The following is a 25,121-nucleotide window of genomic DNA, read 5'->3' on the forward strand; positions in this document are numbered from 1 at the left end:
CCGGGGCGGTACGTAGGGTCGGTCCATGGGGAAGCCGCTCGTCGTCGTGTTCAGTGGGGCCGGGATGTCCACGGATTCCGGGATTCCGGACTATCGCGGTCCGCAGGGTCTGTGGCGGCGGGACCCCGACGCCGAGAAGCTCGTCACCTACGCGTACTACATGGCCGATCCGGACATCCGGCGCCGGGCCTGGCAGATGCGCGCCGAGGTCGGGGCCCTCGGCGCGCGGCCCAATGCCGCCCATCTGGCGGTGGCGCAGTTGGAGCGCGGCGGCACCCCGGTGCGGGTGATCACGCAGAACGTGGACGGGCTGCACCAGCTCGCCGGGATGCCCGCCCGCAAGGTGTTCGAGCTGCACGGCACCGCCCGGTCGGTGGTGTGCACCGCCTGCGGGGCCCGGTCGGGCATGGCGGAGGCGCTGGCCCGGGTCGCCGCCGGGGAGCCGGATCCCGCCTGCCTGCTGTGCGGCGGGATCCTCAAACCGGCGACCGTCATGTTCGGTCAGCGGCTCGACCCGGTCGTCCTGGGGCGGGCCATGGCCGTGGCCAAGGGCTGCCAGGTCTTCGTCGCCGTCGGGTCCACCCTCCAGGTGCAGCCCGCGGCCTCGCTCGCCGGGATGGCCGCGGCAGCGGGGGCCCGGCTGATCATCGTGAACGCGGAGGAGACCCCGTACGACCCGCTGGCCGACGAGGTCGTGCGCGAGCCGATCGGGACCGCCCTGCCGGCGCTGCTGGACCGCCTCGCCGGATAGCGGGGCGGCGGGCCGCCCGGCGCCGCGGCCCGCGCCGCCCTACGCGCCGTCGGCCGCGCGCCGCATCGCCGCCACGTCCAGCTTCTTCATCTTCAGCATGGCCGCCGCGGCCCGGGCGGCCCGCGCCGGGTCGGGGTCGGCGATCAGGTCGATGGCCTCGGTCGGGGTGACCTGCCAGGACACCCCGAACCTGTCCTTGACCCAGCCGCAGGCCGACTCCTCGCCCCCGTCGCGCGTCAGCGCCTCGTAGTAGTAGTCCGCCTCCGCCTCGTCGGCGCAGCGGATCTGGAAGGAGATGGCCTCGGTGAAGGGGAACTGGGGGCCGCCGTTGAGGCCGATGAACTGCTGCCCGTTGATCTCGAACTCGACGACCATGACCTCCCCCTCCGGCCCCGGCCCCGCCTCCGTGTACCGGCCGATCCGGCCGAGCCTGCCGTCCTTGAACACGGACAGGTAGTAGTCGGCGGCGGCCTCCGCGTCCCCGTCGAACCACAGGCACGTGGTGAATCCGTTGCTGCTCATGGCTGCCTCCAGGCAGGTGCGCGACGGACGGATCCGCGGTGGACGCCGTCCCTCACATACAGACCGGCCCCGGGCCCGAAATTCATCGGTGTGCCCGGGGCCGGTCCGTGTCCCGCCTGGAATTCGCTCGTACGGGTTACTTCGCGGGCGTTCCGGTCACTCCGAGCATCCGGTCGACGACCCGCTTCGTGGCCTCGCCGTCGTCCAGGTCGCAGAACTCGGCGCGGAACGCCGCCCGCGCCTCGGCGTACTGGGCGCCGACCGAGTCCGCGTTGCGCACGGCCTCGATCAGGCTCTCCGAGTCCGCGAGCAGCGGGCCGGGAGCCTTCTCCTCCAGGTCGAAGTTGAAGCCGCGCAGGGTGCCGCGGTAGTGCTCGAGGTCGTACGTGAAGAGCAGGATCGGCCGGTCGGTCAGCGCGAAGTCGAAGATCGCGGAGGAGTAGTCCGAGATCAGCACGTCGGCGACCAGCAGCAGGTCCGTGGCGTCGGGCCAGCGCGAGACGTCGACGACGAAGCCGTCGCGGACCCCTTCGCGGACCTGCTCGCCCACGTTGTGGTGGCCCCGGATCAGCAGGACGTGGTCCTCGCCCAGCTCGCGGCGGGCCCGGTCGAGGTCGATCCGCAGGTCGAGCTTGTAGCCCCCGGACCAGCCCTCGCAGTTCTCCCGCCAGGTCGGCATGTAGAGGACGACCTTCTTGCCCTCGGGCAGGCCGAGCCGGCGCCGGACCTCCGCGATCCGCTGCGCGTCGGGCCGTACGAGCGCGTCCGTACGCGGACTGCCGGACTCGATGACCTCGCCCTGGTAGCCGAGCGCGCGCCGGAGCACGGGCGTGGCGTACGAGCTCGGGGAGGCGAGCAGGGTCCACTGGGCGCTGTCGTGCTCCAGCCCTTCCAGCACCTCGGGGCTCGTGTAGTAGTCGTGCACGAAGTCGTGGCCGATCTGCTTGATCGGCGTCCCGTGCCAGGTCTGGACGACGGTCTGGCCGGCGCGGCGCAGGAAGTTCCGCGGCACGTTGGAGTTGACCACGTAGTAGCGGGCGCGGGCCAGGACGTCCCAGGACTCCACGCTGTCGTACTGCACGGCGCGGGCGGTCTCCGGCACCTCGGCGCGGCCGTCGCGGACGAGCCAGATGTGCTCCAGCTTCTCCCCGCGGCGCAGCAGCTCCTCGTGGATGGCGCGCGGGGAGTCCCCGGCGCCGTTCCCCTGGAAGGTGTCGTAGACGACGACGTCCTTGACCGGCAGGGCGCGCTGCGCCGGGTAGGTCTCGAAACGGGCCACGCGCTGGGCGTAGTTGGAGCGGTCGTGCGGGCTGAGCAGCGGGTCGGAGACCAGCACCACGCGGTCGTAGAAGCGGGCTTCCACCCGCATCCGGCGGCCGAGGGTGGTGAAGGGGTGGGGGCCGGCGAAGAGCAGGCCCGGGCCCATCTGCACGGGTGCGCCGCGGTCCACGCCGAGCAGGCCGGCGGTGGTTCCGCCGAGCGCGGCCGGGCGCATGGTGGGCCACCAGCGGCCCTCGGGGAGGGTGGTGCGGCCGGCGTACGCCTCGGGGAGCGCCGGCTCGAAGGTGGCGGTGAAGGCGTTCCCGTCCCGGGTGACCGGGTAGCTGAACTCGACTCCGTGCGCGTTGTGCAGGACCAGCTCGTAGGGCTCGTCGGTGGGGGCGACGAAGCGGCCCCGCAGCGTCACGGCGCCGCCCTCGGTCTCGACCGCGTCGACCAGCGGCGGGGAGGGCTGCACGGAGAGGGTCAGGTGACCGGTGTTGCCGCGCTTGGCGAAGAGGGTGCGGCCGGTGTCGCCGCCGGGCAGGGGCACGACGAGGCCGGTGAAGCCGCCCCGCTCGTCGTGGACCAGCCGGTGCTCGGTGCCGCCGGCGGCGATGACGGACAGGCTCCAGGGCTCGGGGGTCCACTCGCCCGGCTCGCTCGCGGCGTCCGGTACGGCGGCCAGCCCGGCCAGCGGCACCTTGACGGTGAAGGGGGTCCGGCCGCCGCCCGCCGGGGCGGCGGTCTCCACCGGGAAGGTGAGGACGGTGCCGGTGGAGACGTGGACGGCCTGCAGGGTGGCTCCGGCGCCGACCTCGGCGGCGAGCTCACCGCGCACCTCGATGGCGTCGTCGCCGGCCGGGCGGACGTCCAGGGCCCGGGCGCGGACGATCTCCACCTGGATGGTGAGGGCGCCGGAGACGGTCGGCAGGACGCGGACGTCGGGGGCCACCCAGTGCGCGGGCGGGTTCTGCCCGGTGTCGTGCTCGCCGCCCTTGAGGCGGGCCCGGTGCAGGCCGCCGGCGCCGGTGACGGCGATGGACGTGGTCCATATGCCCTCGCGCCAGGTTCCGCCCGACTGGAAGATCGACGGGTCGACGACGGCGGTGAAGCCTGCCCAGTCGGCGTGCTTGAGGGCGAGGTGCGGGGCGTTCACGGTGGCCATGGGCGAGGCGACCGTACGGGCGCTGACCACCGAGCGGCGGCGCTTGCCGCCCTCGCGGAACACCAGCATCTTGCGCGAGCCGAGACGGCTCTCGGCGCCGAGGTGGCCGGGCACCGCGTAGCCGCGCAGGAGGAGCTTGCCGTCGGCCCAGGCCGCCTGCTCCAGGCGGCTGACGACGCGGCGCTCGCGGGGGCCGAGGGTGAGGATCTTGGCGGGGACCGGCGGGCGGCCGTGCAGGAAGGGGTAATCCGCCTGCGGGCGGGCGAGGCCCTTGACCGGCACGCTGTAGTGGTAGTCGCGCTGGTGGTCCTGGAGGGCGATGAAGTCCTCGACGCGTCCTTCGCGGGCCAGGTACGCCTTGAGGCGGTCGGCCACGGTCAGGTCGGACCAGGGGCCGGTGCCGATCTCCCGGACGAGGCCGCCGACCTCCTTGACGAAGGCGGCGCGGAAGTCGGGGCCGCCCTCACCGACGTACTTGTAGATGAGCGGGAGCTCCTCGCTCAGCACGTTGTAGTCGTAGTCGCGGAGGTAGCGCTCGTACTTCGCGCCCTGCTTGGCCTTGAGGGACTCGCGGACCAGGCGGACCGACGTCACGCGGTCGATGAGGGACACCGGGTCGGTGGAGCGCTGGGTGATGGAGCGCTCGCCGGTCTCGCGGACGCGCCAGTGGTAGACGCAGTCGCTGATGATGTCGACGCTGGAGGCGAAGTAGTGCGCCGGGATGCTGACGGGGGCGTCTTCGTAGAGGATGCCCTCGGGGTACTGGAAGCCGTGGGCGTCCCAGAAGCTGCGCCGGTACACCTTGTTCCACGCGGTGCGGTCGGTGACCAGCGCCGGGAACTTGGAGATGTGGGTCTTCAGCTGGGTCTTGGCGAAGGCCGCCCGGTGGCCCCAGGACTGCTGCATGCCGACGGAGCGGAAGCGCTTCACGTTGCCGCCGGCGAAGTCCGAGCCCGTCTCGTCGAGGGCGTCGATGAGCTTCTGGTAGGCGTAGGTCGGCATGGTGTCGTCACTGTCGACGAAGGCCAGGTACTCACTGTCCTTGTCGGCGTGCCGGGCGCCCACGTTACGGGCGGCACCGAGGCCGGCGTTCTCCTGCATGACGACCCGGAACCGCTTGTCCCGGGCGGCGAACGCCTTGGCTATGACGGCGCTGGCGTCCGTGGACCCGTCGTCCACGAGGATGGCCTCGAAGTCTTCGAAGGTCTGGGCGGCAATGGATTCCAGGCATTCGTCGAGGTAGAGCTCGACGTTGTAGACGGGGACGACGATGCTCAGGCGCGGCGGCATGGGTGGCGGATTCTCCAGCGTTTTATGCTTTATCGATGATCAGCTGATGACAGCATCCTACTCTGTAACAGATTCATAAAATCCCCCTATCCCGGGCATACCCTGACTGATCACCGGGGCGGACGGCAAAGATTTAAGCCGCCCGCCACCCGGACGATGCGGTCGGACCCGGTCCGGCGGGCGGGGAACCCGCGTCAGACCTCCAGCTCGCTCTCGATCTTCTTCAGCTGGTGGCGGGCCATCGCGAGGTTCGCACGGCCCTTGTCGAGGGCCAGGTAGAGGAAGAAGCCGGAGGAGCCGCGGCCCTTCAGCAGCCGGATCAGGTGGTACTGGCCCCCGAGGGTGATCAGGATGTCCTCGATCTCGTCGTTCAGCCCGAGCATCTCCATTGTGCGGACCTTGGCCCGCACCACGTCGGTGTTGCCGGCGGCGGCGACCGCGAGGTCGAGGTCCTTGCCGCCGCCGATGGTGCCGAGGGCCATGCCGCTGCCGTAGTCGACCAGTGCGGCGCCGAGCGCGCCGTCGATCGTGGTGGTGGCTTCCTTGAGGGCGGTCTCGACGTTGGCCATGGTGCGTACCTCTTTCTCTGCTGTCGGTGCGGTGGCTCCGGGTGCTCCCGGCTTCGGGTGGTCTAGGTGAGGGGCGCGGCGGGGCCGCGCCGCCCGAGGGTGTGGTCGATGAGTTCGGCTATGCGCAGGCTGGAGCGCCGGGCCTCCAGGTGGAGGCGGCCCACGTTGAGGCGGGGCTCCGCGATGAGGGTGAGGACGGCCGCGTCACCGGCCGCGTACGTGGCCACGTAGCCGTGCTCGCCGCGGACCAGGAGTTCGCGGAATCCGCCCTGACCGGTGCTGTCGCTGAGCCGCTGGGCCACCGCGAGCGCGGCCGCGGTCAGCGCCGCGACCGACTCGGACTCGGTGGCGGCGCTGTCCTGGGCGAGCACCAGGCCGTCGCTGCTGGCGGCGAGGGCGCCGGTGAGCTGCGGCACGCGGGCCCGCAGCCTGCGGAGCTCGGCGAGTATCTCCGCTTCCGCTTCGGCGGGCACCGTACTCATGTCGGCCTTTCTCCTCTCGGGCTGCCTACGCTCGGAGCGGTCGGCGCGCAGGGCCGGTCGCAGCGGGAGCCTCACAGGCTTGCCTCCAGTGCGTCGCGTAACCGGCGGAGCAGCGCCACGTCCGGGGATTGGGCCTGGGTGATCCAGTCGGGCAGGGGCGGTGCGACCGGCTCCGGGGCCGGCGCGTGCGGGGTCTCGACGAGTCCGGCCGCCGCGAGGCGCCGTACGTCGAGCAGCGTGTGGAAGGCGGGCCGGCCCAGCAGCCAGGCGAGGTCCGCGGGGGTGCGTATCCCGTCCGCGCGGTCCAGCAGCGTCCGCTGGCGGGCGGTGACGGTCTGGCCGGGAGCGGCGGGCCGGGGCACCACGGGGGCGGTGTCCAGCAGGGGGTAGGGCCAGACGGCGTCGAGCAGCTCGCGGCGGCGCCGGGTCTCGCGCTCGACGGCGGCGGCCGGGACCGAGCGGACGGAGCCGATCCAGTGGGTGGCGCCGCGGCGGAACCGGGAGGGCCCGCTGCCCGGGGACAGGGCGAAGAAGGCGGCGTCGAAGATCGCGGCGAGGTGGCAGATCTCCAGTTCGCCGCCCGCCATCCCGCCGCTGTCGACGAGGAAGCGGGCGACCTGGCGGCGGGCGCCGGCCCTGTCCACCGCCTCGCGCCAGCGTTCGGGGGCGAGGCCGCCCCCCGTGGTGAGGAGCACGTCGAGGCCGGGGGTGGCCGGGCTCTCGGCGTGGACGATGCGGCCGTCCTCCAGGAAGAGGGTGCCGCGGTCGCGCAGGAGGGCGCCGGTGGCGCGCTCGGCGGCGAGCCGGGTGAGGAGGGGGGAGACGGCGACCGCGGGGGCAGGGGCCGTTGCCGCGGCGGTCATCTGAGCACCAGCCCTTCGGCCAGTGCGCGGAGTCTGTGGCGGGCGAGGGCGAGGTTGCCGTCCGTGCGGTCGAGCCACAGGTGCAGGAACACGCTGCTGTCGAAGCTCGTCTCCACGAAGCGGAGCACGTGGTAACCGGTGCGGGTGGTGACGATCAGGTCCTCCACGGGCGGACCGGAGAGGCCGGGGGCTCCTCCGCCGAAGGGTGGCTCCGCGTCCGTCTGGGGGGCGAAGGATTCGTACTCGGCGGCGGCCCGGGCCAGCTCCGCGGTCTCGGCGGCGGTCGTCTCGTGATCGCCCACGGGCGAGTCCCCGGCGGTGCCGAGGGCCAGTCCGCTGCTCCAGTCGACCAGCGCGGCCCCCCGCGCACCGGGCAGGGCCATGGCTTCGAGCAGACATTCGTCGATCCCGGGCACTCGGGCTCCCCTCCCGGCCGGACGTGCGGGCTGCACGGTCGTACGGCGCGACAGGAGGGAACTTACTCAAGTTCCACACTGTGGACGGGCGTTCTGGCATTTTCCGCTGGAACATGCGCGGAAGCGCCCGCCGACTTGGCCGGAACCCGTCGACTTCTGATCACCTGGGCCGCGAAAGATCGTCCGCGCTCCGGAAGCGCCCGGTCCGCCGGGGACCGCGCCGAGCCGGGCGGCGGGTTCGCCGGGATCGATGCCGCGGTCGAAGGGCGGGCCCGCGCACCAGTCGCCCGGTCGGCGGACCCCGCATGCCGCCGCCCGCACCTGCGGCGGTGTCCGCCGTCCCTGCGTTCCCCACGGATTCCCTCCGCGATGTCGGTGCTCCCCCTCCGGCACGATAGTCAGTCCCCGGGTCGCTCCGGGAGGAGGCGCTCGACCATCACCTGGATGAGCCCCTCCACCGCGTCGGGTTCCAGCAGGGCGGGCACGGTCAGGTCGTCCACGATGAGGCCGAGCGTGGCGAGGTAGAGCAGCACCACGCCCTGCCGGTCCCCGGGCAGGCCAGCGTCCAGGTGCCAGGTGACGTTGGCTTCCAGCTCCGCGGCCTGGAAACCGGTCAGTTCCGCCTGGAGTCCGGGGCGCCGGGTGGCCTCCAGCCGCAGCTCCAGCATCGCGATGTGCACGCTGCGTTCGCGCCGCATCCGTGCGAGGAGCTGCCGGAGCAGCACCTCGGTGTCCAGCGGGCCGGTCAGGTCGGCGGGGTCGGGGGTGAGCCGTTCGCGGGTGCGGTGCAGGATCTGCACGAGCAGCTGGGACCGGTTGGCGAAGTAGTTCGAGGCGGTGCCGACGGGTACGCCCGCCTCGGTGTCCACGGCCCGCAGGGTCAGGCCCCGTGAGCCCTCGCGCGCCAGGACTTCGATGGCGGCGTCGAGCAGCGCGGCGCGGCGCTGCGGGTTCTGGCGCATGACGGGTCCCTGCGGTGGGTGCGGATCGTGACGTGAGCACTGCAAGCGCAGTGCTTCGGTCACGGTAGCGGATGCGGCCGGTCCGGACCCTCCCCACCGCCGCCTCCCCCGTGTCAGGCTGCCGGTCATGGAGCGGATCATCGAGGAGATACGCGAGGACCTGGACCGCCGGCTCGCCCTGGCGGCGGACCGGCTCGCCGACCGGACCCTGGCCGAGGATCCCGCGTACGCCGCCCTGCTCGGCCGGGCCGAGCTGCGCGAGCGGATCCACCACAACCTCCGGCAGGCCGTCGAGGGCCTGGTCCGCAACCTGGGCGGGCTCCCGGTGGACCTCTCCGACGCCCGGGCCACCGGCACCCTGCGCGCCGGACAGGGGCTGCCGCTCGCCTCGCTGCTGCGCACCTACCGGCACGGCGGGCGGCTGCTGTGGCAGACCCTCACCGAGGCCGTAGCCGCCCACGACCGTGCGGCGCTGCCCCGGCTGCTGCCCGGTGCGACCGCCCTGTGGGACGTGCTGGACCAGATGACGGACGCCGTGACCGAGGCCTACCGGCGCACGGACGCGCTGCGCGGCGAGCGCGACCGCCAGCGCCGCGCGGCCCTGCTGGACGTGCTGCTCGACGGGGCCACCGCCGCGGACGGGCCCGCGGCCTCGGAAGCCGCGGCGCAGCTGGGGCTGCCCGAGCGGGGCCGCTTCGCGGTGGTCGCCGTGGGCCCCGGCACCCCCGCCCTGCCACCGGGGACCCCGCCCGCGGCCGCGAGCGGCCCGGGCGCCGTCCCCGGCTCCGTACCGTCCCCGCGCGTGCTGTGGCGGATCCGCGCCGACGGGGAGACCGGCCTGGTGGAGCTGGGGCACCATCCGCTGGAGGCCGTACGGGAACTGCTCGTGCCGTTCGGGGTCCGGGCCGGGGTCAGCCCGGTGGTGGAGGCCCCCGCCGGACTGGCCCGCGCCCGCCGGCTGGCCGCCCTCGCGCTGCGCGCCGCGCCCGCGTCGGAGGGCCCGCGGACCGCCCTGCTCGACGAGCTGCTGCCCGCGGCGCTCGTCGCCTCCCAGGCCGAACTCGCCTCCCGGCTGCGCCAGGTGGTCCTGGGTCCCGTACTGGCGCTGCCCGCGGAGGACTGCCGGGTGCTGGTGACCACCCTGGGCACCTGGCTGGCGTGCCGGGGGTCGACGGCGCAGGCGGCCCAGCGGCTGTACTGCCACCGCAACACCGTCTCCAACCGGCTGCGCCGCGTGGAGCAGCTCACCGGCCGGACCCTCGCCGACCCCGCGCACGTGGTGGAGCTGGCGCTGGCGCACGCGGCGGTCGTCCAGCGGGCCGCTATTGCCGTGCCGCGTCCTGCCGACCCGGCTGCTGCGCGCCCTTCGCCGACTCCAGGCGGTACGGCACGTCGATCACCGCGACCCCGGGCGTGAACAGCAGCCGCGCCTTCAGCCGCAGGGCGTTCTGGTTGTGCAGGGGCTGCTCCCACCAGTGGCCCACGACGTACTCCGGGATCACCACGGACAGCACGCCGGCCGAGGAGTCCCCGGCCAGTTCCTGCACGTGGGCCATGATCGGGCCCACCACCTCGCGGTAGGGCGAGTGGAGGATCTTCAGCGGGATTCCCGGATCGTGCTCGGCCCACTCCTCCCGCAGTCGGGCCGCGTCCTGCTCGTCCGCCGCCACGGTGACCGCCGTCAGCGTGTCGGCGCGCAGGGCCTGCGCGTAGCCGAGGGCCTTCAGCGTCGGGGCGTGCAGGGAGGCGACCAGGACCAGGACGTGGTGCCGGGCCGGCTTGCGGGGCCGGATGCCGGGGGCGACGGCGACCTGCCGGGCGACCTGGTCGTAGTGGCGGCGCACGCCCTTCATCCCGAGGAAGAGCAGGGGCATGGCGATGACGACCAGCCAGGCCCCGTGCGTGAACTTGGTGATCAGGACGATGACCAGGACCAGGGCGGTCAGGGTGGCGCCCACGGCGTTGATGGCCAGGCGGCGGTGGATGTGCACCCGCTCCTCGCGCGCGGTGGCCGGTGAGGCGAGTTCTCTCTTCCAGTGCCGGACCATGCCCGACTGGGAGAGGGTGAAGGAGACGAAGACGCCGATGATGTAGAGCTGGATGAGGCGGGTCAGCTGGGCGTCGAAGGCGACGATGAGGGCGATCGCGGCGAGCGCGAGCAGCACGACACCGTTGGAGTAGACGAGCCGGTCGCCCCGGTTGAAGAGCTGGCGGGGCGCGTAGCGGTCCTTCGCGAGGATCGAGGCCAGCATCGGGAAGCCGTTGAAGGCGGTGTTGGCGGCGAGGATCAGCACGCCGGCGGTGACGGCCTGGAGCAGGTAGAAGAGGAAGTGCCAGCTCCCGAAGGTCGCGCGGCCGATCTGGGCCAGGGCGGTGGACATCGGGGTGCCCGGGGGCAGGCCCAGTTCGGTGGGGTCCTCGGCGACGTGCACCTGGTACGACATGGCGAGGGCGGTGATGCCCACGAACATGGTCACCGAGAGCACGCCCATCGCGGCGAGCGTGTTCGCGGCGTTCTTGGCCTTGGGCTTCTGGAAGGCGGGGACGCCGTTGCTGATCGCCTCGACGCCGGTGAGCGCCGTACAGCCGGAGGCGAAGGCGCGCATCGCGAGGAGCACGAGGGCGAGGCCGGTGTAGGTGCCCTCGGCGGAGATCGGCAGGTCGGCCGACTCGGCGCGGATGGTGTCGCCGGTCGCCAGGCGTACGGCGGCGCAGGCGAACATGATGTAGACGACGAGGACGAAGCCGTAGGCGGGGATCGCGAAGACGCGGCCCGACTCCCGGACGCCGCGCAGGTTCATGAGCGTCAGCAGGACGACGAAGCCGGTGGACAGGGCCACTTCGTGGTGGCTGAGCGCGGGGATCGCCGAGGTGATGGCCCAGACGCCGGAGACGACGGAGACCGCAACGGTCATCACGTAGTCGACGAGGAGGGCGCTGGCGGCGGTGAGCGCGGCGGTCGGCCCCAGGTTCTCGGAGCTGACGACGTACGCGCCGCCCCCGCCCGGGTAGGCGTGGCAGGTCTGCCGGTACGAGGCGATGACCACCACGAGCAGGAAGACGATCGCGGCGGCCGCGTACCAGGTGAGGTGGAGCAGCGCGACGCCGCCGAGGGCGAGGATCAGCAGGATCTCCTCGGTGGCGTACGCCACCGAGGAGAGCGGGTCGCTGCAGAAGATCGGCAGGGCGAGCCGTTTGGGCAGCAGGGTCTCACCCAGGCGCGCGGTGTCGAGGGGTTCACCGACCAGCACGCGTTTCGCATTGATACGCCTCATTTTCGGCATGATGGTGCATGATCGTGGCTGTTTTACGGTCTTTGCACCCTGAAGTGCCTGTGTCATCCGGCGAGCTCTACCGCCCGGTGGGCCAGCCACAGGTCGTGCCGGGTGCTCGGGGACCGGAGCAGGGACCGCTCCAGCACCGCCTCGATCCGCGTGAGCCGCTTGCGGGCACCGGGTACCGAGATGCCCAGCGCGGCAGCCGTCGGGACGAGTTGGGCGTCGTGGTCCAGCCAGGTACGGACCGTCGTGCGGGCGCCCGGCGGAGCCGCCGGCGACGCGAGCGGGGCCAGATGGCTGCGGGCCCAGCCGGTCAGCCGCGGATCGCGCAGCACCTCGTCGAGGGCCGCCCGCGCGTCCGCCGGGGCCGCCCGGTCCCCGGACCGCGGGCGCACCGCATCCGCGCCGGCGCCCGGCCCCGGGGCGCCGGGCGTCAGCCGCAGGGCGAGCGAGAGCGCCGCCTGGTCCGGCAGGCGCGTGAGGTCCAGCCCGAGCACGGCCTCGATCAGGCGCAGCCGGCCGGCCAGCGTGTTCCGGTGGATCTTCAGCAGCCGGGTCGCGTGCGAGGTGAAGTTCAGCCAGGCGTGGGCGGTGGCGCGCAGCTCCTGCGCTCCCGGGTCCTGGAGGCGGCGGGGCTCGTACGTGTGGAGGGGCGCGAGCAGGGCCCGGGCCCAGCCCGCTCCCGCGCCGTGGGCGGCGAGCGCCAGTTCGGGTCCCGGCCCGAACCGGGCGTGCCGTTCGTCGCGGCCCCGGGCGACGGCGAGGGCGTGGAAGGCCTGCCCGTAGGCGGCCGGGGCCTCGCGGAGGAACAGTTCCCCGCTGACGCCCACCGCGCAGTCCGGGGCCGCGCCCACCAGGGCCGTCGCGAGCGGGTCGTGGTCGGCCGCGGCCGGGGCGGCCGGCACGAACACGATGAGGTGGCGCACGTACACCGGGCAGCGCACGATCCAGGCCTGGCCGCCCGTCACCTCCTCGCACAGCCGGATCACCTCGGCGCGGCTCCCGGCCGGGCATTCGACGACGTACAGCCGCATCGGCTCGGGCAGCGCGGGGCCGAGCGCCCCGGCGATCTGGTGGGCCGTCGAGAGCCTGCCGTTCATCAGCAGGTGCAGCACCGCCTCGCGCGCCCGGGACTCGGCGGTCGCGGCCCGCTCCTCGCGCCGCTCGGCCTCCTCGGCGCGCAGGACGAGGGCCAGCGGTACGGCGGCGTCCGCGAGCAGCGTCGGCGCGCCCCGGGGGTGCGGGGTCGCCAGTACGGCGGCGAGCGCCCGCCCGCCGTCCAGCGCGAACAGCAGTGCCACGGATCGGCCGCCGTGCAGGACGGCCGACCGCACCCCGCGGGCGCTCATCTCGGCGGCGCCCCGTACGGCGAGTCCGGGCCCGCGCGCCTCCACCGTGTCCACCACACCGGTCCAGCCGCCGAGCCGTGCGGCGAGCCATTCCAGCAGGACGGCCGACCCGCCGGTGTGGGCGAGCCGGTGGAGCCTCATGACGTCGTCGGACCGTGAGGGGTCCGCGGGGGTCGACGGGGCGGGGCGGGGCTGAATGGGACGCTCCCTCCGGGGTCCGGGCCAGGGCCCGCGGCATTCAACCATCCGCAGCCCACTGTGCGCAGTGATACCCGTCTCGCCCGGCCACTGGGCACAGCGAATCCTGCGAACCGGCCGGTGGCCGCCTAGGTTTGGCCGCAGGCACCGGACCCCGGTGTTCACGGGGGAAGCACCGGGGTCCGGCCCGCCGCGCCCCGGGCGGTCCGCGCGGCGTGCGGGCGCGCTCCGCCGACTGCCGGGGCTGCCGGGGCTGCCGGCTACATCTTCGCGGCCGCGCTGCGGATGGCCTCCCGGATCCGGAAGTAGGTCCCGCAGCGGCAGATGTTGGCGATCGCGTCGATGTCCTCGTCGGTGGGCCGGCTGGTGCGCTGGAGCAGGGCCACGGCGGCCATGATCTGGCCGGGCTGGCAGAAACCGCACTGGGAGACGTCCTGTTCGAGCCAGGCCTCCTGCACGGGGTGCAGCTCGTCCCCGTCGGCCAGGCCCTCGATGGTCGTCACCGTCCTCCCCGCGCAGGCGGAGACGGGCACCACGCACGGCCGGATGTCCGTACCGTCGAGGTGGCTGGTGCAGGCCTTGCAGACGTCCACGCCGCAGCCGTACTTGGGACCGGTGACGCCCAGCATGTCGCGGAGCACCCACAGCAGGGGCAGGTCGTCGGGCGCGTCCACGGTGACGCTCCGCCCGTTGACGGTGAAGGTGTGCGAGGGCACGGCGTACTCCAGGCTCGGTGCTATCGGGGGTAGGGGGTGAAGTCGACGTCGAAGTCGAGGGGGAAGCTGCGCGGCTTGGAACCGGTGGCCCGGGCCCAGGCGTTGGCGATCGCACCGACCGCGGCCGGGACCCCGAGCTCTCCCGCCCCGCCGGGCTCCTCACCGGTGGCCGGCAGCACGAAGACCCGTACGTCTCGCGGGGTATCCCGCTGCTGCGCCCAGTGGAACTGGCTGTAACTGCCTTCCAGGGGAAGCCCCTTGTCGAGGTGGAGTCCGGCGCGCAGGGTGGTGGAGATGGCATCGGTGAGGCCGCCGATCATCTGGGCCTCCAGCCCGCGCGGGTTGACGGGCAGGCCCACGTCCACGGCGATGACCGCCTTGGTGACGCGGACGCGCTCCGGGTCGCGCGTGTCGATCTCGACGAGACAGGCCGTGCGGGACTTGTACTCCTCGTGGAAGGCGATGCCCTGGGCGCAGCCCGGCTCCATCGTCCGCCCCCAGTCCCCTTCGGTCGCCGCCTTGTCGAGCACGGCCCGCTGGGCGGCCGTCTTCAGGAAGGTCCGGCGGAAGCGGTACGGGTCGCGGCCGGTCCGCCCGGCGAGTTCGTCGACCACGATCTCCTCCGCGCCGCGCGTGTTGGCGGAGTACACCGAGCGCCAGGAGCCGGTGGGGATGCCCGTCGGCACCTCGGTGAGCGCCTGGGTGGTGAGCCCGAAGTGGTAGGGGGACTTCACCGTGGTGTGGAAGAGGGTCTGGGCGAGGGTCGCGTTGCCGATGCCCAGCGGCAGGTGCGCGGCGGTGGCCGTGATGATCTCGCCGAGACCGTGCCGGAAGTCGGTCTCGGCGGCGGCGACCCGGTGCTCGAAGCTGAGCACCTCGCCTAGCAGGTGCGTGGCCCGGATCCTGTGGTGGGTGGCGGGACGCATCCGGCCGTGCCGGGTGTCGTCGACGCGGGTCCACATCAGGCGTACGGGACGGCGGCAGGCCCGGGAGATCCGGGCGGCCTCCAGGGCCGCGTCGAAGAACAGCCTCCGGCCGAAGGAACCGCCCGCCTGGACCACGTGCACGGTCACCTTGGCGAGCGGCAGGCCGAGGTCGGCGGCAATGGTCTGGCGGGCCACGATCGGGGACTTGAGCCCGGACCAGATCTCGGCGCGGTCCTCCCGTACGTCGGCGACCGCGGAGTTGGTCTCCATCGGGGCGTGGCTGACGAAGGCGAAGTCGAACTCGGCGTCGACAGAGGGGGTCAGCAACGGCGGCACCACCAGCGGTGCGGTCGCGGCGCGCAGCCTGGTGCGGATCTGCGCGTCCGAGAGGTGGTCGGCGGGGCCGGGTCCCCAGCTGACCTGGAGGGCGGCCTTGGCGTCCATGGCCTGCCCGAAGGTCTCGGCGACGACGGCGACCCCGGTCGGGACGGTGACGACGTGCAGCACGCCGGGCATGGCCTTGACCGCGGCGAGGTTGGCGACGCCCCGGACGGTGCCGCCGAGGGTGGGCGGGCGGCGCACCACGCAGGGCTTGGCACCGGGCACCTGGAGGTCGAGGGTGTACTGCTGGGCGCCGGTGACCATGGCGCGGGCGTCGACGCGGCCGGTCGGCTTCCCCACCAGGGTGTGGGCCGCGGCCTTCTTGGGGGTGGCGCCGAGGACGACGAGGCCAGGGGCGGCGGCGGCCGCGGCGAGGCTCCCGTAGTCGGCGGTCCGGCCGTCGGGGGCGTGGACGGCGCCGTCCGCCGTGGTCAGCTCGGCCGCGGAGAGGCTCCAGCGGTGGGCGGCGGCCGCGACGAGGCGGGCCCGGGCGGTGGCGGCGCACTGCCGGACGGGCGCGTAGAGGGAGCGGACCGAGTTGGAGGAGCCGGTGAGCTGGTTGAAGAGCAGCTCGGGCCGGGCGTCGTCCAGTTCGACCCGTACGGCGGACAGGGGCGCGTCCAGTTCCTCCGCGACCAGCATGGCCACGGCGGTGGTGAGCCCCTGGCCGACCTCCTCGCGCGGCAGCCGGAAGCGGATGGTCCCGTCCGCCTCGACGGCGAGCGCGAGCAGGGCGGAGGTGGGCGCGCCGGCGAGGATGAACAGGTCACCGAGGTCGATGACGTCGGCGATGGCGGGCAGGCTCGGCACCACGGCGTGCGCGGGCTGCGGGAACAAGGCGTCGGCGCCGGCCCGGGTGACGAGCGCGAGTGTCGGCGCGGCGACCAGGCAGGTGAGGAAGGAGCGGCGGCTCTGCCCGGTCATGTGTCGTGTCCCCACCCCTGCGCGGGTCCGCCCGTGCGGACCACCCCCGGATTCCCACCGGCACGTAGCGTAGCTACCGGCGGGTACGGAGGGAAGGCCGGCGCCGGTGGGGTCTGCGTCGGCGGGCCGTCATCGGCCGGAGTGCGCCCGTACGGGACCGTCGCATCCTCCGTTCGGGGGGCGGGAGCCGCCGTGTTGCTCCGCACGCCGGGCGAAGTTCCCCGGCCGGCCCGCTTCGTACGCCTCGGCCGTACGAACGAGGACCCGCCGCGGAGGGGCCCATTTCCGGCCGCCGTACGCCGCCGCCGCCCGACTGGACCGGCCACCGCCCGGGGCGGAGGATGGGAGGGGAGGAGGTGGTCCACGATGGCCACATTCATGGACGTCCACACCGGGATGCAGGGCATCACCGACGAGCAGCTGGCGGCCGCCCATCGGGCCGACCTGGCGATCGAGGCCGAAGAGGGCGTGCACTTCGAGAGGGCTTGGGCCGACCCCGAGTCGGGAACGGTCTACTGCCTCTCCCAGGGCCCGTCGGCGGAGGCGGTCCAACGCGTCCACGAGCGCACCGGCCACCCCGCGGACGAGATCCACCCGGTCCCGGTGTCCGTGTCCTGAGCCCGCGGTTTGGTGGCGTTGCCCCGGCAAAGCACCAACGGCCTTGCTGACTGGATTCGTTCGTACAGGAAAGGCGGACCCCGAGGCCTGCGGCATATGCCAGAAGCAAGGCCGTTGCGGATGTTGCCAAACGTCTTACAGGCCGTCGCCGCCTGTGCAACAGTCATTACCGGTCCTTCCTTCAGACTTGGCCGTGCCGCGCCTGTATCGGAGTTCTCATGCCGTCCCACCTGTTCGCGGACCGTCCCGCGCAACCGCCAGAGCCGGGGTCGGTGGACGCGCTGATCTCGCAGACCCGGCGGCTGCGGGGCGACGTGGACGCCGTCCGTCGCGACACCGTCGTGGACGACGACGACGCCCAGGGTCGCTGGCAGCGCGCACTGTGCGATCTGGCCGTCCACCACCTCGACGACCTCGGCCAGCACCTCGGCCAGCTCAAGGAGGGCCTCCCGCCGGCCCCCGAACGGATCGAGGCCCCGCAGGCCGCGCCGGAACCGGCCCCCGAGGACCGCCAGACCCGGGTCGGCAGCGCCGAGTGGAACCTGCTGACCGACGAGGTCACCTGGTCCGACGAACTCTTCGAGATCTTCGGCCGGTCCCCCGAGGCGGGTGCACTCCCCCTCGACGAGCTGGGCTCCACCCTCTTCTCCGAGGACCAGCCGCTGCTCACCGCCTGGGTCACCGCCTGCCTGGTGGACGGCCGGCCCATAGACGGCGAGTTCCGCATCGTCCGGGCCGACGGCCGGGTCCGGACGCTGCACATGAGGGGCGAGCCGGTGATCGACTCCGACGGCTGCACGGCCTCCATGTGGGCCGTACTGCGGGACGTGAGCGAGCTGCGCCGGAGCCAGCGGGCGGTGCGCGAGTCCCGCGACTCGCTGCAGCGCCGGCGGGAGATCGCGCAGACCGAGCACCGGCTGGCGGTCGAGCTGCAGGAAGCCGTGCTCCCCCCGTGGGGCGGCTCCCTGCGGTTCCCGCACGGCAGCGCGGGCAGTCTGGACGTGGCTGCCCACTACCTGCCCTCCGCGACCAGCGCGCTGATCGGCGGCGACTGGTACGACGCCCTCGAACTCCCCGACGGACGCTCGATGCTGACGGTCGGCGACCTGACCGGGCACGGCGTGACCGCCACCTCGAGCATGGCGATGATGCTGGGCGCCCTGCGCGGAATGGCCATGGCCGGCATCGAGCCGGGCCCGCTGATGGGCTGGCTCAACCAGCTCCTGGAGACCTCCGTCCAGCCCGCACTGGGCTCCGCCGTCTGCTGCCGCTACGACCCCGCACGCCGTGTGCTGTCCTGGGCTCAGGCCGGCCACCCGGCCCCGCTGCTCTTCCGCCGCGGCTCGGGCCGCTCCCTGGTGCCGCCGGAGGGCGTGCTGCTGGGCGCGACCTCCGGGGCGGCGTACGGGCAGGCCGAGGAGCCGCTGGAGGTGGGCGACGTACTCGTCCTGAGCACGGACGGGCTGACCCCGCGCAGCATCGAGTTCAGCCGGACGGACGGGACCGAGCGGCTGCTGGCGCTCGCGCCGCGGTTCTCGGCGGCCCGGTCGGCGCAGGAATGCGTACGGATGGTCGTCCAGGAGTTCGGCGCGAGCGAGCGCGAGGACGACGCCTGCGTACTGGTCGCCCGGGTCGGCGGATAGCGGGCGGACACCCGCAGGAGCTTCGTGGCCGCGCCGGAAGGCGCGGCCTTTCTCGTCTCCGTGCAGGGGCCGCCGTACGGGTCGGCGGTGGGGTCCGGGCCCGGGTCGGGATCGGGGTCGGACGGGTACGACGGGGCGGGCACGACGGATCGCGCCGGTTCGGACCGGCGACGGGAACGACGGATCGGGCCGGGCCGGAGGGCAGGCCGGGGCGGTGCCTCGCGGAGGGCCGGGGCTAGACCTCGCTGCCGCGCGGGCTGCGCGGGGCGGGGCTGTCCGGGAGGGCCAGCTCGATCTCCTCGCGGAGGTCCTCGATGCGCCCGTACCCGGCGTACTGGCCGGTGAGCCGGTACATCTCGCGAAGCCGGTCCCACGTCCGGTGCGAGGAGGTCTCGTTCATCGAGACCAGGGCGAGCCGGGCGTACCGGTCGGCCTGCTCGGGATCGTCGGCGATGAAGCAGGCGGAGGCCATGGAGATGTAATCGAAGATCTGCGAGCGCTGGTAGCCGTCGCCGCGCAGCCGCAGGGCCTCTCTCGCGTGCCGCGCGGCGGTGGGCGCGGCCGTGGCGTCGTGGTCGGCGAGCGTCCGGTACGCCAGGGCCTGCATGCCGTGCAGGTCCGCCTCGTCGAAGTGCTGCATCCAGCTCGGTGGCGGCACGTCGCCCTTGTCGGAGACGAACAGCTCCTCCGCCTCGCCCAGGGTGCGGCGCATGGCCTGGCCCTTGCCCATCGCTGCCTGTGCCCAGGCCTCGATGGTGTGCAGCATGGCGCGGGTCCGCGGCAGGGTCTGCTCGCCCGAACCGGACCTGGCCAGCTTCATCAGGTCCAGGGCCTCGTGCGGCTTGCCGAGGTGGACCATCTGCCGGGCCGCCCGGGACAGGGCCTCGCCGGCGCGCGGCCGGTCGCCGCCCTCGCGGGCCGCGTGCGCGGCGATCACGAAGTACTTCTGGGCGGTGGGTTCGAGGCCCACGTCGTGGGACATCCAGCCCGCGAGCACCGCCAGGTTGGCCGCCACCCCCCACAGCCGGCGCTGCAGGTGGTCCGGGTGGTGGTAGGCGAGCATGCCGCCCACCTCATTGAGCTGGCCGACGACGGCCTTGCGCTGGAGTCCGCCGCCTCTGGAGGCGTCCCAGGCGCGGAAGACCTCGACGGAACGCTCCAGGGCTTCGATCTCCTGGGACCCGATGGGGGCCGCTTCGTAGCGGTCGTAGCCCGCCGGGTCGGCCTGGAAGGCGTCGCCGGGGCCCTGCGCCTTCCGGGCGCGGGAGGGGTCGGTGTGCAGCCAGTCGTACATGGCGTTGCTGAGGGCGGAGCCGGCGGTGAGCACTGCGCCCGCGCCCATCAGACCGCGACGGTTGAGCATGAGGTCCATTCCCGTGAATTCGGTGAGGACCGCGGCCGTGCGTTCGGGCGCCCAGGGCACTCCGTCGGGGTTCTCCTGCACCCCGTCCGGCTGCCTTTTGCTGGGGCGCCGCTGCCGTACGAACCCGAGGTCCTCGATGGTCACGACACGACCGAGCCGCTCGGTGAACAGTGCTGCCAGGACCGTGGGCACCGGTTCGCGCGGGGTCTCCCCCATGTCGATCCAGCGCCGCACCCGCGAGGTGTCGGTGGCCAGTTGGTGGTGACCCATGGCGGCCGCCTGCCGGTTGACCATCCTCGCCAGTTCGCCCTTCGACCAGCCGGCCAGGCCGAACAGGTCGTTCAAGCGGGTGTTCGGACCTTTGCTCACGTCAAGCCCCCAGGTTCTCGGCTGACTTGACAGTAGCCGCCCGTCAGATGCCGAGCGACTATTCGCCAGGCTTCGCCAGGGCACGCTCGATGGTCCGCCACCCGCGGCCGGGTGTCAGGTAGGAATGCGCCTCCCCGACCCGGTCACCGGCGGAACTCCCCAGGGTGAAGTACGGGATCCGGCGGGGCGGCGTACGAACTCGTCGGCGCACGAAGGGATCCGTAACACCATGTACGCATCAACATCCTCCGTGTCCGTCCCGGTCCGGCCGCACCGCACGCTCCAGGCGGGCAGCGGCCCCTACCTCGAACCCGGCCGCCCCGCCGCCCCGGTGCAGGGCGCCCTGCGGGCGCGGCGGATGCCGGGTGTCGGATCGCAGCCGCTCAGCGGAAGAATCGACTTCTCCGGCCCCCAGGGGGCGCAGCTGCGCACCGCGCTCGCCTCGGTGCAGCGGATCTGTCCGGAGTTCGCCCCGGTCCAGGTACTGCGGCGCAGCGGCCGCTCGGTGCTCCTGGTGGGGACGACCGGACGGCTGACCGCCGTCGCGAAGGTTTTACTGGATCACTCGCCGGAGTGGCGCGAGCGGTACCGGCACGAAATAGCGGCGTACCGGGCGTTCGTCCGGCACCGCCCCCCGGTCCGGGTACCGCGGCTGATCGCCGCCGACCCGGAGAACTGCACCCTGGTGGTCGAGCGGATGGCGGGCCGGGTGGCGGCCCTCCAGCGGCACCCGGTCGAGGCCCCGCCGCGGGTGGACCTGCGGGCGGCGCTGGGCGCGGTCTGCCGGGTCAACCAGTGGCGTCCGCCGGGCGACCTGTTCGGGGCCCCGATGAACTACTCGCGGCGGATCGTCCGCGACTACGAACTGGGCCTGCTGACCGACCGTGACCTGGGGGACCTGCAGAAGCTGCTGCACGGTGTGAAGCTGTCGGGCACCGGCCTCCAGTTCAACCACGGGGACGCGCTGCTCTCGAACCTGCTCCTGTCCCCCGCCGGTCCCGTCCTGCTCGACTGGGAGCACGCCGGCTGGTACCTGCCGGGCTACGACCTGGCGACCTTGTGGACGGTCCTGGGCGACGCCCCGGCCGCCCGGAGCCAGATCAGCCGCCTCGCGCAGTCGGCCGGCCCGGCCGCGCGGGACGCCTTCCTGGTCAACCTGATGCTGGTGCTGACCCGGGAGATCCGGATGTCCGAGACGGCGGTGCAGCGCTCGATGCTCGCCACCGCCCCGACCCAGCCCCTTCCCGCCGGTGCGGTGTCCTCGGGCGAGGAGCAGCGGCTGCTGCTGCGCCGCCTCCACGACGACGCCGGCCTGGCCCGCCGAGCGGTCCGGGCGGCGGTCGGCACCCGCTGACCTCCGCACGGATCATCCCCACCCCCATGGTTGCCGAGCCCCGGGTCACCCGCCCGGGGCTCGGCAGTGTGCGCGTCCGGGCAGCGGCGCCGCGGCCCGTTCAGACGAACCCCTCCGCGACCAGCTCGGTGGCCCCGGCGGTGATGCGGTGGCGCCGGCCCGAACCGCCGACGACGCGGCTGGAGCTCTCGGTGACGAGGCTGTCGCCCTCCAGCCGGTAGGAGAAACCCCCGTACATGCCGGGTACGGGGAAGTACATCCGCGGTGCGGCGAGTTCGGTCAGCACGGCCAGCGCGGGCAGCTTCAGGCGGTGCCGCTCGGCCAGGCCGTGGCTGTCGGACCGGATCAGCTCGTGCAGCCGGGCTTCCAGCGCGTGGAGGGTGGCGGCCGGGAGCGGGTGGCGCACCAGGGGCTGGAGCAGGGCGGAGACGCTCTTGTGGCCACGGGCCACGGCGATGTCCAAGGCCCGCTCCCCGTCCGCGGTCGGCAGGGTGCGCCAGGCTCCGCAGCCCACGAGCACGGCGACGGCGTCCTGCGCGCCGTGCCAGGCGGCCTGGTGCAGCGGGGCGAAGCCGCTGCGGCCGCCCACGCGGGTGGCGTTGACCCAGTCGGGGTTCTGCCCCAGCTGCTCGAACACCCGCTGCCAGTGGCCGTCGCGGGCCGCGTCCGCCAGTCGGTCGCGCTGAGCCAGGACGTCCTCGGGGTACACGTCGCGGGTGGTGACGCCGTCCCACCGCGAGCGCTGTGTGTTCGCCATGTCCCGATCGTAGATCGAGCCGCCGGAGTCCCGGACGACCGGTCACTGCGGCCGGGCGCTGCGGCCGGGCGCCGGGTGGCGCGTATGCCTTGACATCACATGATCCCCCGAACACCTTCCTTTCCTGACGCTTCATCAGAATCTTTCAGACGGCGGCCCTTTGCCGCCAGCCGCCGGCCCCTCGCCCCCGAACCGCTGGAGACCGCCCATGACGTCCTCCCTTCCTTCCCGCCGCAGCGTCCTGGCCGGGACCGGTGCCGGGGTGCTCGCCGCCACCGTGCTGCCCGCCGGAGCCGCCGGGGCCGCCGGCACCCAGGACGGGCCCCCGCTCGGCGAGTACGACGTGGTCGTGGTCGGGTCCGGGGCCGCCGGGATGACGGCCGCCCTCACTGCCGCCCGGCGCGGGCTGAGCGTGGTCGTGGTCGAGAAGGCGCCCACGTTCGGCGGGTCGGCGGCCCGGTCGGGGGCCGGGATCTGGCTGCCGAACAATGCGGTGATCCTGGGCGCGGGCGTCCCCGACACCCCGCAGAAGGCCGCCACCTACCTGGCGGCCGTGGTGGGGGACGAGGTGCCGGCGGACCGGCAGGCCGCGTTCCTGGCCAACGGGCCGCGGATGCTCGACTTCATGATGGCCCACAGCCCCCTGAAGTTCCGCTTCATGGAGGGCTACAGCGACTACTACCCCGACCTGCCGGGCGGGCTGCCCAACGGCCGGTCCATCGAGCCGGACCAGATCGACGGCCGTGTCCTCGGCGCCGAACTGGCGCACCTGAACCCGGCGTACATGCCGGTCCCGGCCGGGATGGTGGTGTTCAGCCAGGACTACAAGTGGCTGAACCTGGCGGCGGTGAGCGCCAAGGGGCTCGCCGTTTCCACGGAGTGCCTGGCCCGCGGTACGCAGGCCGCGCTGCGCGGGGAGAAGCCGCTGACCATGGGCCAGGCCCTGGCGGCCGGGCTGCGCGCCGGGCTGCAGCGGGCGGGTGTCCCGGTGTGGCTGAACTGCCCGCTGGTGGACCTGGTGGAGGAGGGTGGCGCGGGCGGTCGCGTGACGGGGGTCGTGGTGGAGAAGGGCGGCGTACGGGGTACCGTGCGGGCCCGGCGGGGGGTGGTCGTCGGGTCGGGCGGGTTCGAGCACAACGCGCAGATGCGGGCGCAGTACCAGCAGCAGCCGACCGGCACCCAGTGGTCGGTGGGTGCGAAGGAGAACACCGGGGACGGGATCCGGGCCGGACAGCGGGTGGGTGCGGCGCTGGCGCTGATGGAGGACGCGTGGTGGGGTCCGTCGATCCCGCTGCCCGGGGAGCCCTACTTCTGCCTCGCCGAACGGACCCTGCCGGGCGGCCTGATCGTGAACCGCAACGGCGCGCGCTTCGTCAACGAGGCGGCCCCGTACAGCGATGTGGTGCACGTGATGTACGAGAAGGACCGGGGCGCGGCCGGCTCGCACATCCCGGCGTGGCTGATCGTGGACCAGAACTACCGCAACAAGTACTTGTTCAAGGACATCCTGCCGACGCTGCCCTTCCCGGACTCCTGGTACGAGGCGGGTGCGGCGAAGAAGGCCTGGACGTGGGACGCGCTGGCCGGCCAGATCGGGGTCCCGGCGGCGGCGCTGCGCGCGACGCTGAACCGTTTCAACGCGCAGGCGTGGAACGGGACCGACAGCGACTTCCACCGGGGCGCCACCGCGTACGACCACTACTACACGGACCCGAACGTGCACCCGAACTCGTGCCTGGCACCCGTCTGGGCGCCGCCGTTCTACGCGTTCAAGATCGTGCCGGGGGATCTGGGCACGAAGGGCGGCATCGTCACGGACGCGCGGGCCCGGGCCCTGCGGGCGGACGGCTCGGTGATCCGGGGTCTGTACGCGGCCGGCAACGCGAGCGCCGCGGTGATGGGCCGCAGCTACGCGGGCGCCGGGTCGACGATCGGCCCCGCGATGACGTTCGGCTACGTGGCGGCCAACGACATCGCGGACGCGTGACGGCGGGGCGGTGCGGGCGGGTCAGCCCTGCTGGAACAGCTCGGCGGGGAGCGGCTTCAGGAGGGCGTAGAGGTCATCGGTGATCGGGCGGTCCCAGCTGGCGATGGTGACCAGCACGTTGTCGCTGCGGTCGAACTGCACGCAGGAGATGCGGGACTCCGACAGCTTGATCTTCCGGACGATGAGGAGGTTGTCGCCCTGCATGACGGGGCAGTCCTCGGCGCCGGTGACCTCGACGTCCTCGTCGTTCTCCAGGGCGTCCAGGAGCTGGGCGACCTCGAAGGGGATCTGCCCGTCGGAGAGCTCCCTGGCGGGGGAACCCTCGGGCAGGTTCCCGATGATCATCGCGGGGCCGCGTCCGCCGAACAGGTCGTAGCGGAGGAAGACACCCTGGCAGCTGCCGTCGGGCGCGGGCAGCAGCCCGGCCCCGAGATTGCCCGGCCAGTCCCCCGGGTCCATGGCCAGGACGTCGAAGTCCGGGCCGGCGGGTGTGGCGGCGCGGTGGCGGCGGAGGAAGGACATGCCGCCATGGTACGTGGCCGGGCGAAGATTTCCGGCCCGGGGCCCGTCATCCGGCTCCGGCCCCCGGCGGGGTCCCGGAGGGGCTGCGCCGGAGGCCGGGCGTCAGACGGGAGGGACCGCGTGAACCGGTGCGGGAGCGGAGCGGCGTCGCCGGAGACCCGCAGGGCCGTGGGAGGGTGCCGGCCCCACAGGAAGAGGGCCAGGTCCGAGGCCTTCCCTGCGGCCTCGACGTCCACCGGGGCGGTGGGGTCGGGCACCTGCCGGACCTCGTCGCCGGCGAGACGACCGTCCAGGTTCGCGGGCCGCCGTCGGTACTCCGGGAGCGGTACCGCTCCCCCGCCCCCGGCGGGGCCGGCCGCCAGGCCCTCCGGGCCGGGGCCATCACTTCGACGGTCCGGGCCACGGCGTCGGCCGCCGGGGCCGGCTCCAGGGGGCCGGCAGCTCCCGTCACGG

The 25,121-nt window shown here is 73.5% G+C and carries 20 protein-coding genes; 6 read left to right on the top strand and 14 right to left on the bottom strand.

From position 1 onward, the window contains the following. Positions 1–25: 25 nt before the first annotated feature. Entirely contained in the window at positions 26–751 is a 726-nt protein-coding gene (locus tag ACFWUZ_RS24070) for an NAD-dependent deacetylase (protein ID WP_384376432.1), read from the top strand. A 39-nt stretch (positions 752–790) separates the two neighbouring features. Here the strand turns inward: ACFWUZ_RS24070 and ACFWUZ_RS24075 are convergent, their stop codons facing one another. From ACFWUZ_RS24075 to ACFWUZ_RS24105, 7 genes are all read right to left on the bottom strand, one after another. After that, the gene (locus tag ACFWUZ_RS24075) at positions 791–1,273 is read right to left on the bottom strand and encodes a VOC family protein (RefSeq protein WP_384376435.1); all 483 of its coding nucleotides are present in this window, start codon (positions 1,271–1,273) and stop codon (positions 791–793) included. 136 nt (positions 1,274–1,409) lie between these two features. Then, complete coding sequence (locus ACFWUZ_RS24080) at positions 1,410–4,991, bottom strand: CDP-glycerol glycerophosphotransferase family protein (RefSeq protein WP_384376438.1); 3,582 nt, start codon at positions 4,989–4,991, stop codon at positions 1,410–1,412. 194 nt (positions 4,992–5,185) lie between these two features. Continuing rightward, on the bottom strand, positions 5,186–5,560 hold the full coding sequence (locus ACFWUZ_RS24085; RefSeq protein ID WP_384376441.1) for a hypothetical protein: 375 nt from the start codon (positions 5,558–5,560) through the stop codon (positions 5,186–5,188). Positions 5,561–5,622: 62 nt separating this feature from the next. Then, positions 5,623–6,042, bottom strand: coding sequence for a roadblock/LC7 domain-containing protein (locus tag ACFWUZ_RS24090; protein WP_384376444.1), 420 nt, complete (start codon positions 6,040–6,042; stop codon positions 5,623–5,625). A 71-nt stretch (positions 6,043–6,113) separates the two neighbouring features. Beyond that, the gene (locus ACFWUZ_RS24095) at positions 6,114–6,905 is read right to left on the bottom strand and encodes a transcriptional regulator (protein WP_384376447.1); all 792 of its coding nucleotides are present in this window, start codon (positions 6,903–6,905) and stop codon (positions 6,114–6,116) included. After that, complete coding sequence (locus tag ACFWUZ_RS24100) at positions 6,902–7,321, bottom strand: hypothetical protein (RefSeq protein WP_384376450.1); 420 nt, start codon at positions 7,319–7,321, stop codon at positions 6,902–6,904. The genes ACFWUZ_RS24095 and ACFWUZ_RS24100 overlap by 4 nt, the downstream gene beginning before the upstream one ends. Before the next feature lie 398 nt (positions 7,322–7,719). Continuing rightward, a complete protein-coding gene (locus tag ACFWUZ_RS24105) occupies positions 7,720–8,283 on the bottom strand; it encodes a TetR/AcrR family transcriptional regulator (protein WP_384376453.1) in 564 nt (187 codons plus the stop codon). Positions 8,284–8,410: 127 nt separating this feature from the next. On the opposite strand from ACFWUZ_RS24105, the gene ACFWUZ_RS24110 reads away from it, so the two are divergent. Further along, positions 8,411–9,700, top strand: a complete 1,290-nt coding sequence (locus ACFWUZ_RS24110; protein WP_384376456.1) for a PucR family transcriptional regulator — start codon at positions 8,411–8,413, stop codon at positions 9,698–9,700. Here ACFWUZ_RS24110 and ACFWUZ_RS24115 read toward each other — a convergent pair. The 4 genes from ACFWUZ_RS24115 to ACFWUZ_RS24130 all read right to left on the bottom strand — a co-directional run bounded on the left by ACFWUZ_RS24115 (position 9,606) and on the right by ACFWUZ_RS24130 (position 16,055). After that, entirely contained in the window at positions 9,606–11,558 is a 1,953-nt protein-coding gene (locus tag ACFWUZ_RS24115; RefSeq protein ID WP_384376459.1) for an APC family permease, read from the bottom strand. The genes ACFWUZ_RS24110 and ACFWUZ_RS24115 overlap by 95 nt on opposite strands. A 62-nt stretch (positions 11,559–11,620) precedes the next feature. Further along, positions 11,621–13,051, bottom strand: coding sequence for a helix-turn-helix domain-containing protein (locus ACFWUZ_RS24120; RefSeq protein WP_384376462.1), 1,431 nt, complete (start codon positions 13,049–13,051; stop codon positions 11,621–11,623). A 317-nt stretch (positions 13,052–13,368) separates the two neighbouring features. Continuing rightward, positions 13,369–13,824, bottom strand: a complete 456-nt coding sequence (locus ACFWUZ_RS24125; protein WP_384376465.1) for a (2Fe-2S)-binding protein — start codon at positions 13,822–13,824, stop codon at positions 13,369–13,371. Between the two features lie 20 nt (positions 13,825–13,844). Then, positions 13,845–16,055 carry a molybdopterin cofactor-binding domain-containing protein gene (locus tag ACFWUZ_RS24130; protein ID WP_384376468.1) on the bottom strand — a complete coding sequence of 737 codons (2,211 nt, stop codon included), beginning with the start codon at positions 16,053–16,055 and terminating at the stop codon, positions 13,845–13,847. Positions 16,056–16,421: 366 nt separating this feature from the next. Here ACFWUZ_RS24130 and ACFWUZ_RS24135 point away from each other — a divergent pair, with 366 nt between their 5' ends. Together ACFWUZ_RS24135 and ACFWUZ_RS24140 are read left to right on the top strand one after the other, a co-directional pair. Further along, the gene (locus ACFWUZ_RS24135; protein ID WP_384376471.1) at positions 16,422–16,673 is read left to right on the top strand and encodes an SCO4226 family nickel-binding protein; all 252 of its coding nucleotides are present in this window, start codon (positions 16,422–16,424) and stop codon (positions 16,671–16,673) included. Between the two features lie 218 nt (positions 16,674–16,891). Further along, a complete protein-coding gene (locus tag ACFWUZ_RS24140) occupies positions 16,892–18,316 on the top strand; it encodes a PP2C family protein-serine/threonine phosphatase (protein WP_384376474.1) in 1,425 nt (474 codons plus the stop codon). 235 nt (positions 18,317–18,551) lie between these two features. Here ACFWUZ_RS24140 and ACFWUZ_RS24145 read toward each other — a convergent pair whose 3' ends face one another. Continuing rightward, positions 18,552–20,048, bottom strand: a complete 1,497-nt coding sequence (locus ACFWUZ_RS24145; protein ID WP_384376477.1) for a hypothetical protein — start codon at positions 20,046–20,048, stop codon at positions 18,552–18,554. A gap of 229 nt (positions 20,049–20,277) precedes the next feature. Between ACFWUZ_RS24145 and ACFWUZ_RS24150 the strand changes: the two genes are divergently transcribed. Next, positions 20,278–21,402 (top strand): aminoglycoside phosphotransferase family protein, encoded by a 1,125-nt coding sequence (locus ACFWUZ_RS24150; RefSeq protein ID WP_384376480.1) that lies wholly within the window; start codon positions 20,278–20,280, stop codon positions 21,400–21,402. Between the two features lie 100 nt (positions 21,403–21,502). On the opposite strand, the gene ACFWUZ_RS24155 is transcribed toward ACFWUZ_RS24150, so the two are convergent. Beyond that, entirely contained in the window at positions 21,503–22,159 is a 657-nt protein-coding gene (locus ACFWUZ_RS24155) for an ankyrin repeat domain-containing protein (protein WP_384376483.1), read from the bottom strand. 208 nt (positions 22,160–22,367) lie between these two features. Between ACFWUZ_RS24155 and kstD the strand changes: the two genes are divergently transcribed. Next, a complete protein-coding gene (gene kstD / locus ACFWUZ_RS24160; RefSeq protein ID WP_384376486.1) occupies positions 22,368–24,146 on the top strand; it encodes a 3-oxosteroid 1-dehydrogenase in 1,779 nt (592 codons plus the stop codon). Positions 24,147–24,167: 21 nt separating this feature from the next. On the opposite strand, the gene ACFWUZ_RS24165 is transcribed toward kstD, so the two are convergent. Next, complete coding sequence (locus tag ACFWUZ_RS24165; RefSeq protein ID WP_384376489.1) at positions 24,168–24,668, bottom strand: hypothetical protein; 501 nt, start codon at positions 24,666–24,668, stop codon at positions 24,168–24,170. Positions 24,669–25,121: the final 453 nt, after the last annotated feature.

Source organism: Streptomyces sp. NPDC058646, from assembly GCF_042716875.1.
Classification (GTDB): Bacteria; Actinomycetota; Actinomycetes; order Streptomycetales; family Streptomycetaceae; genus Streptomyces.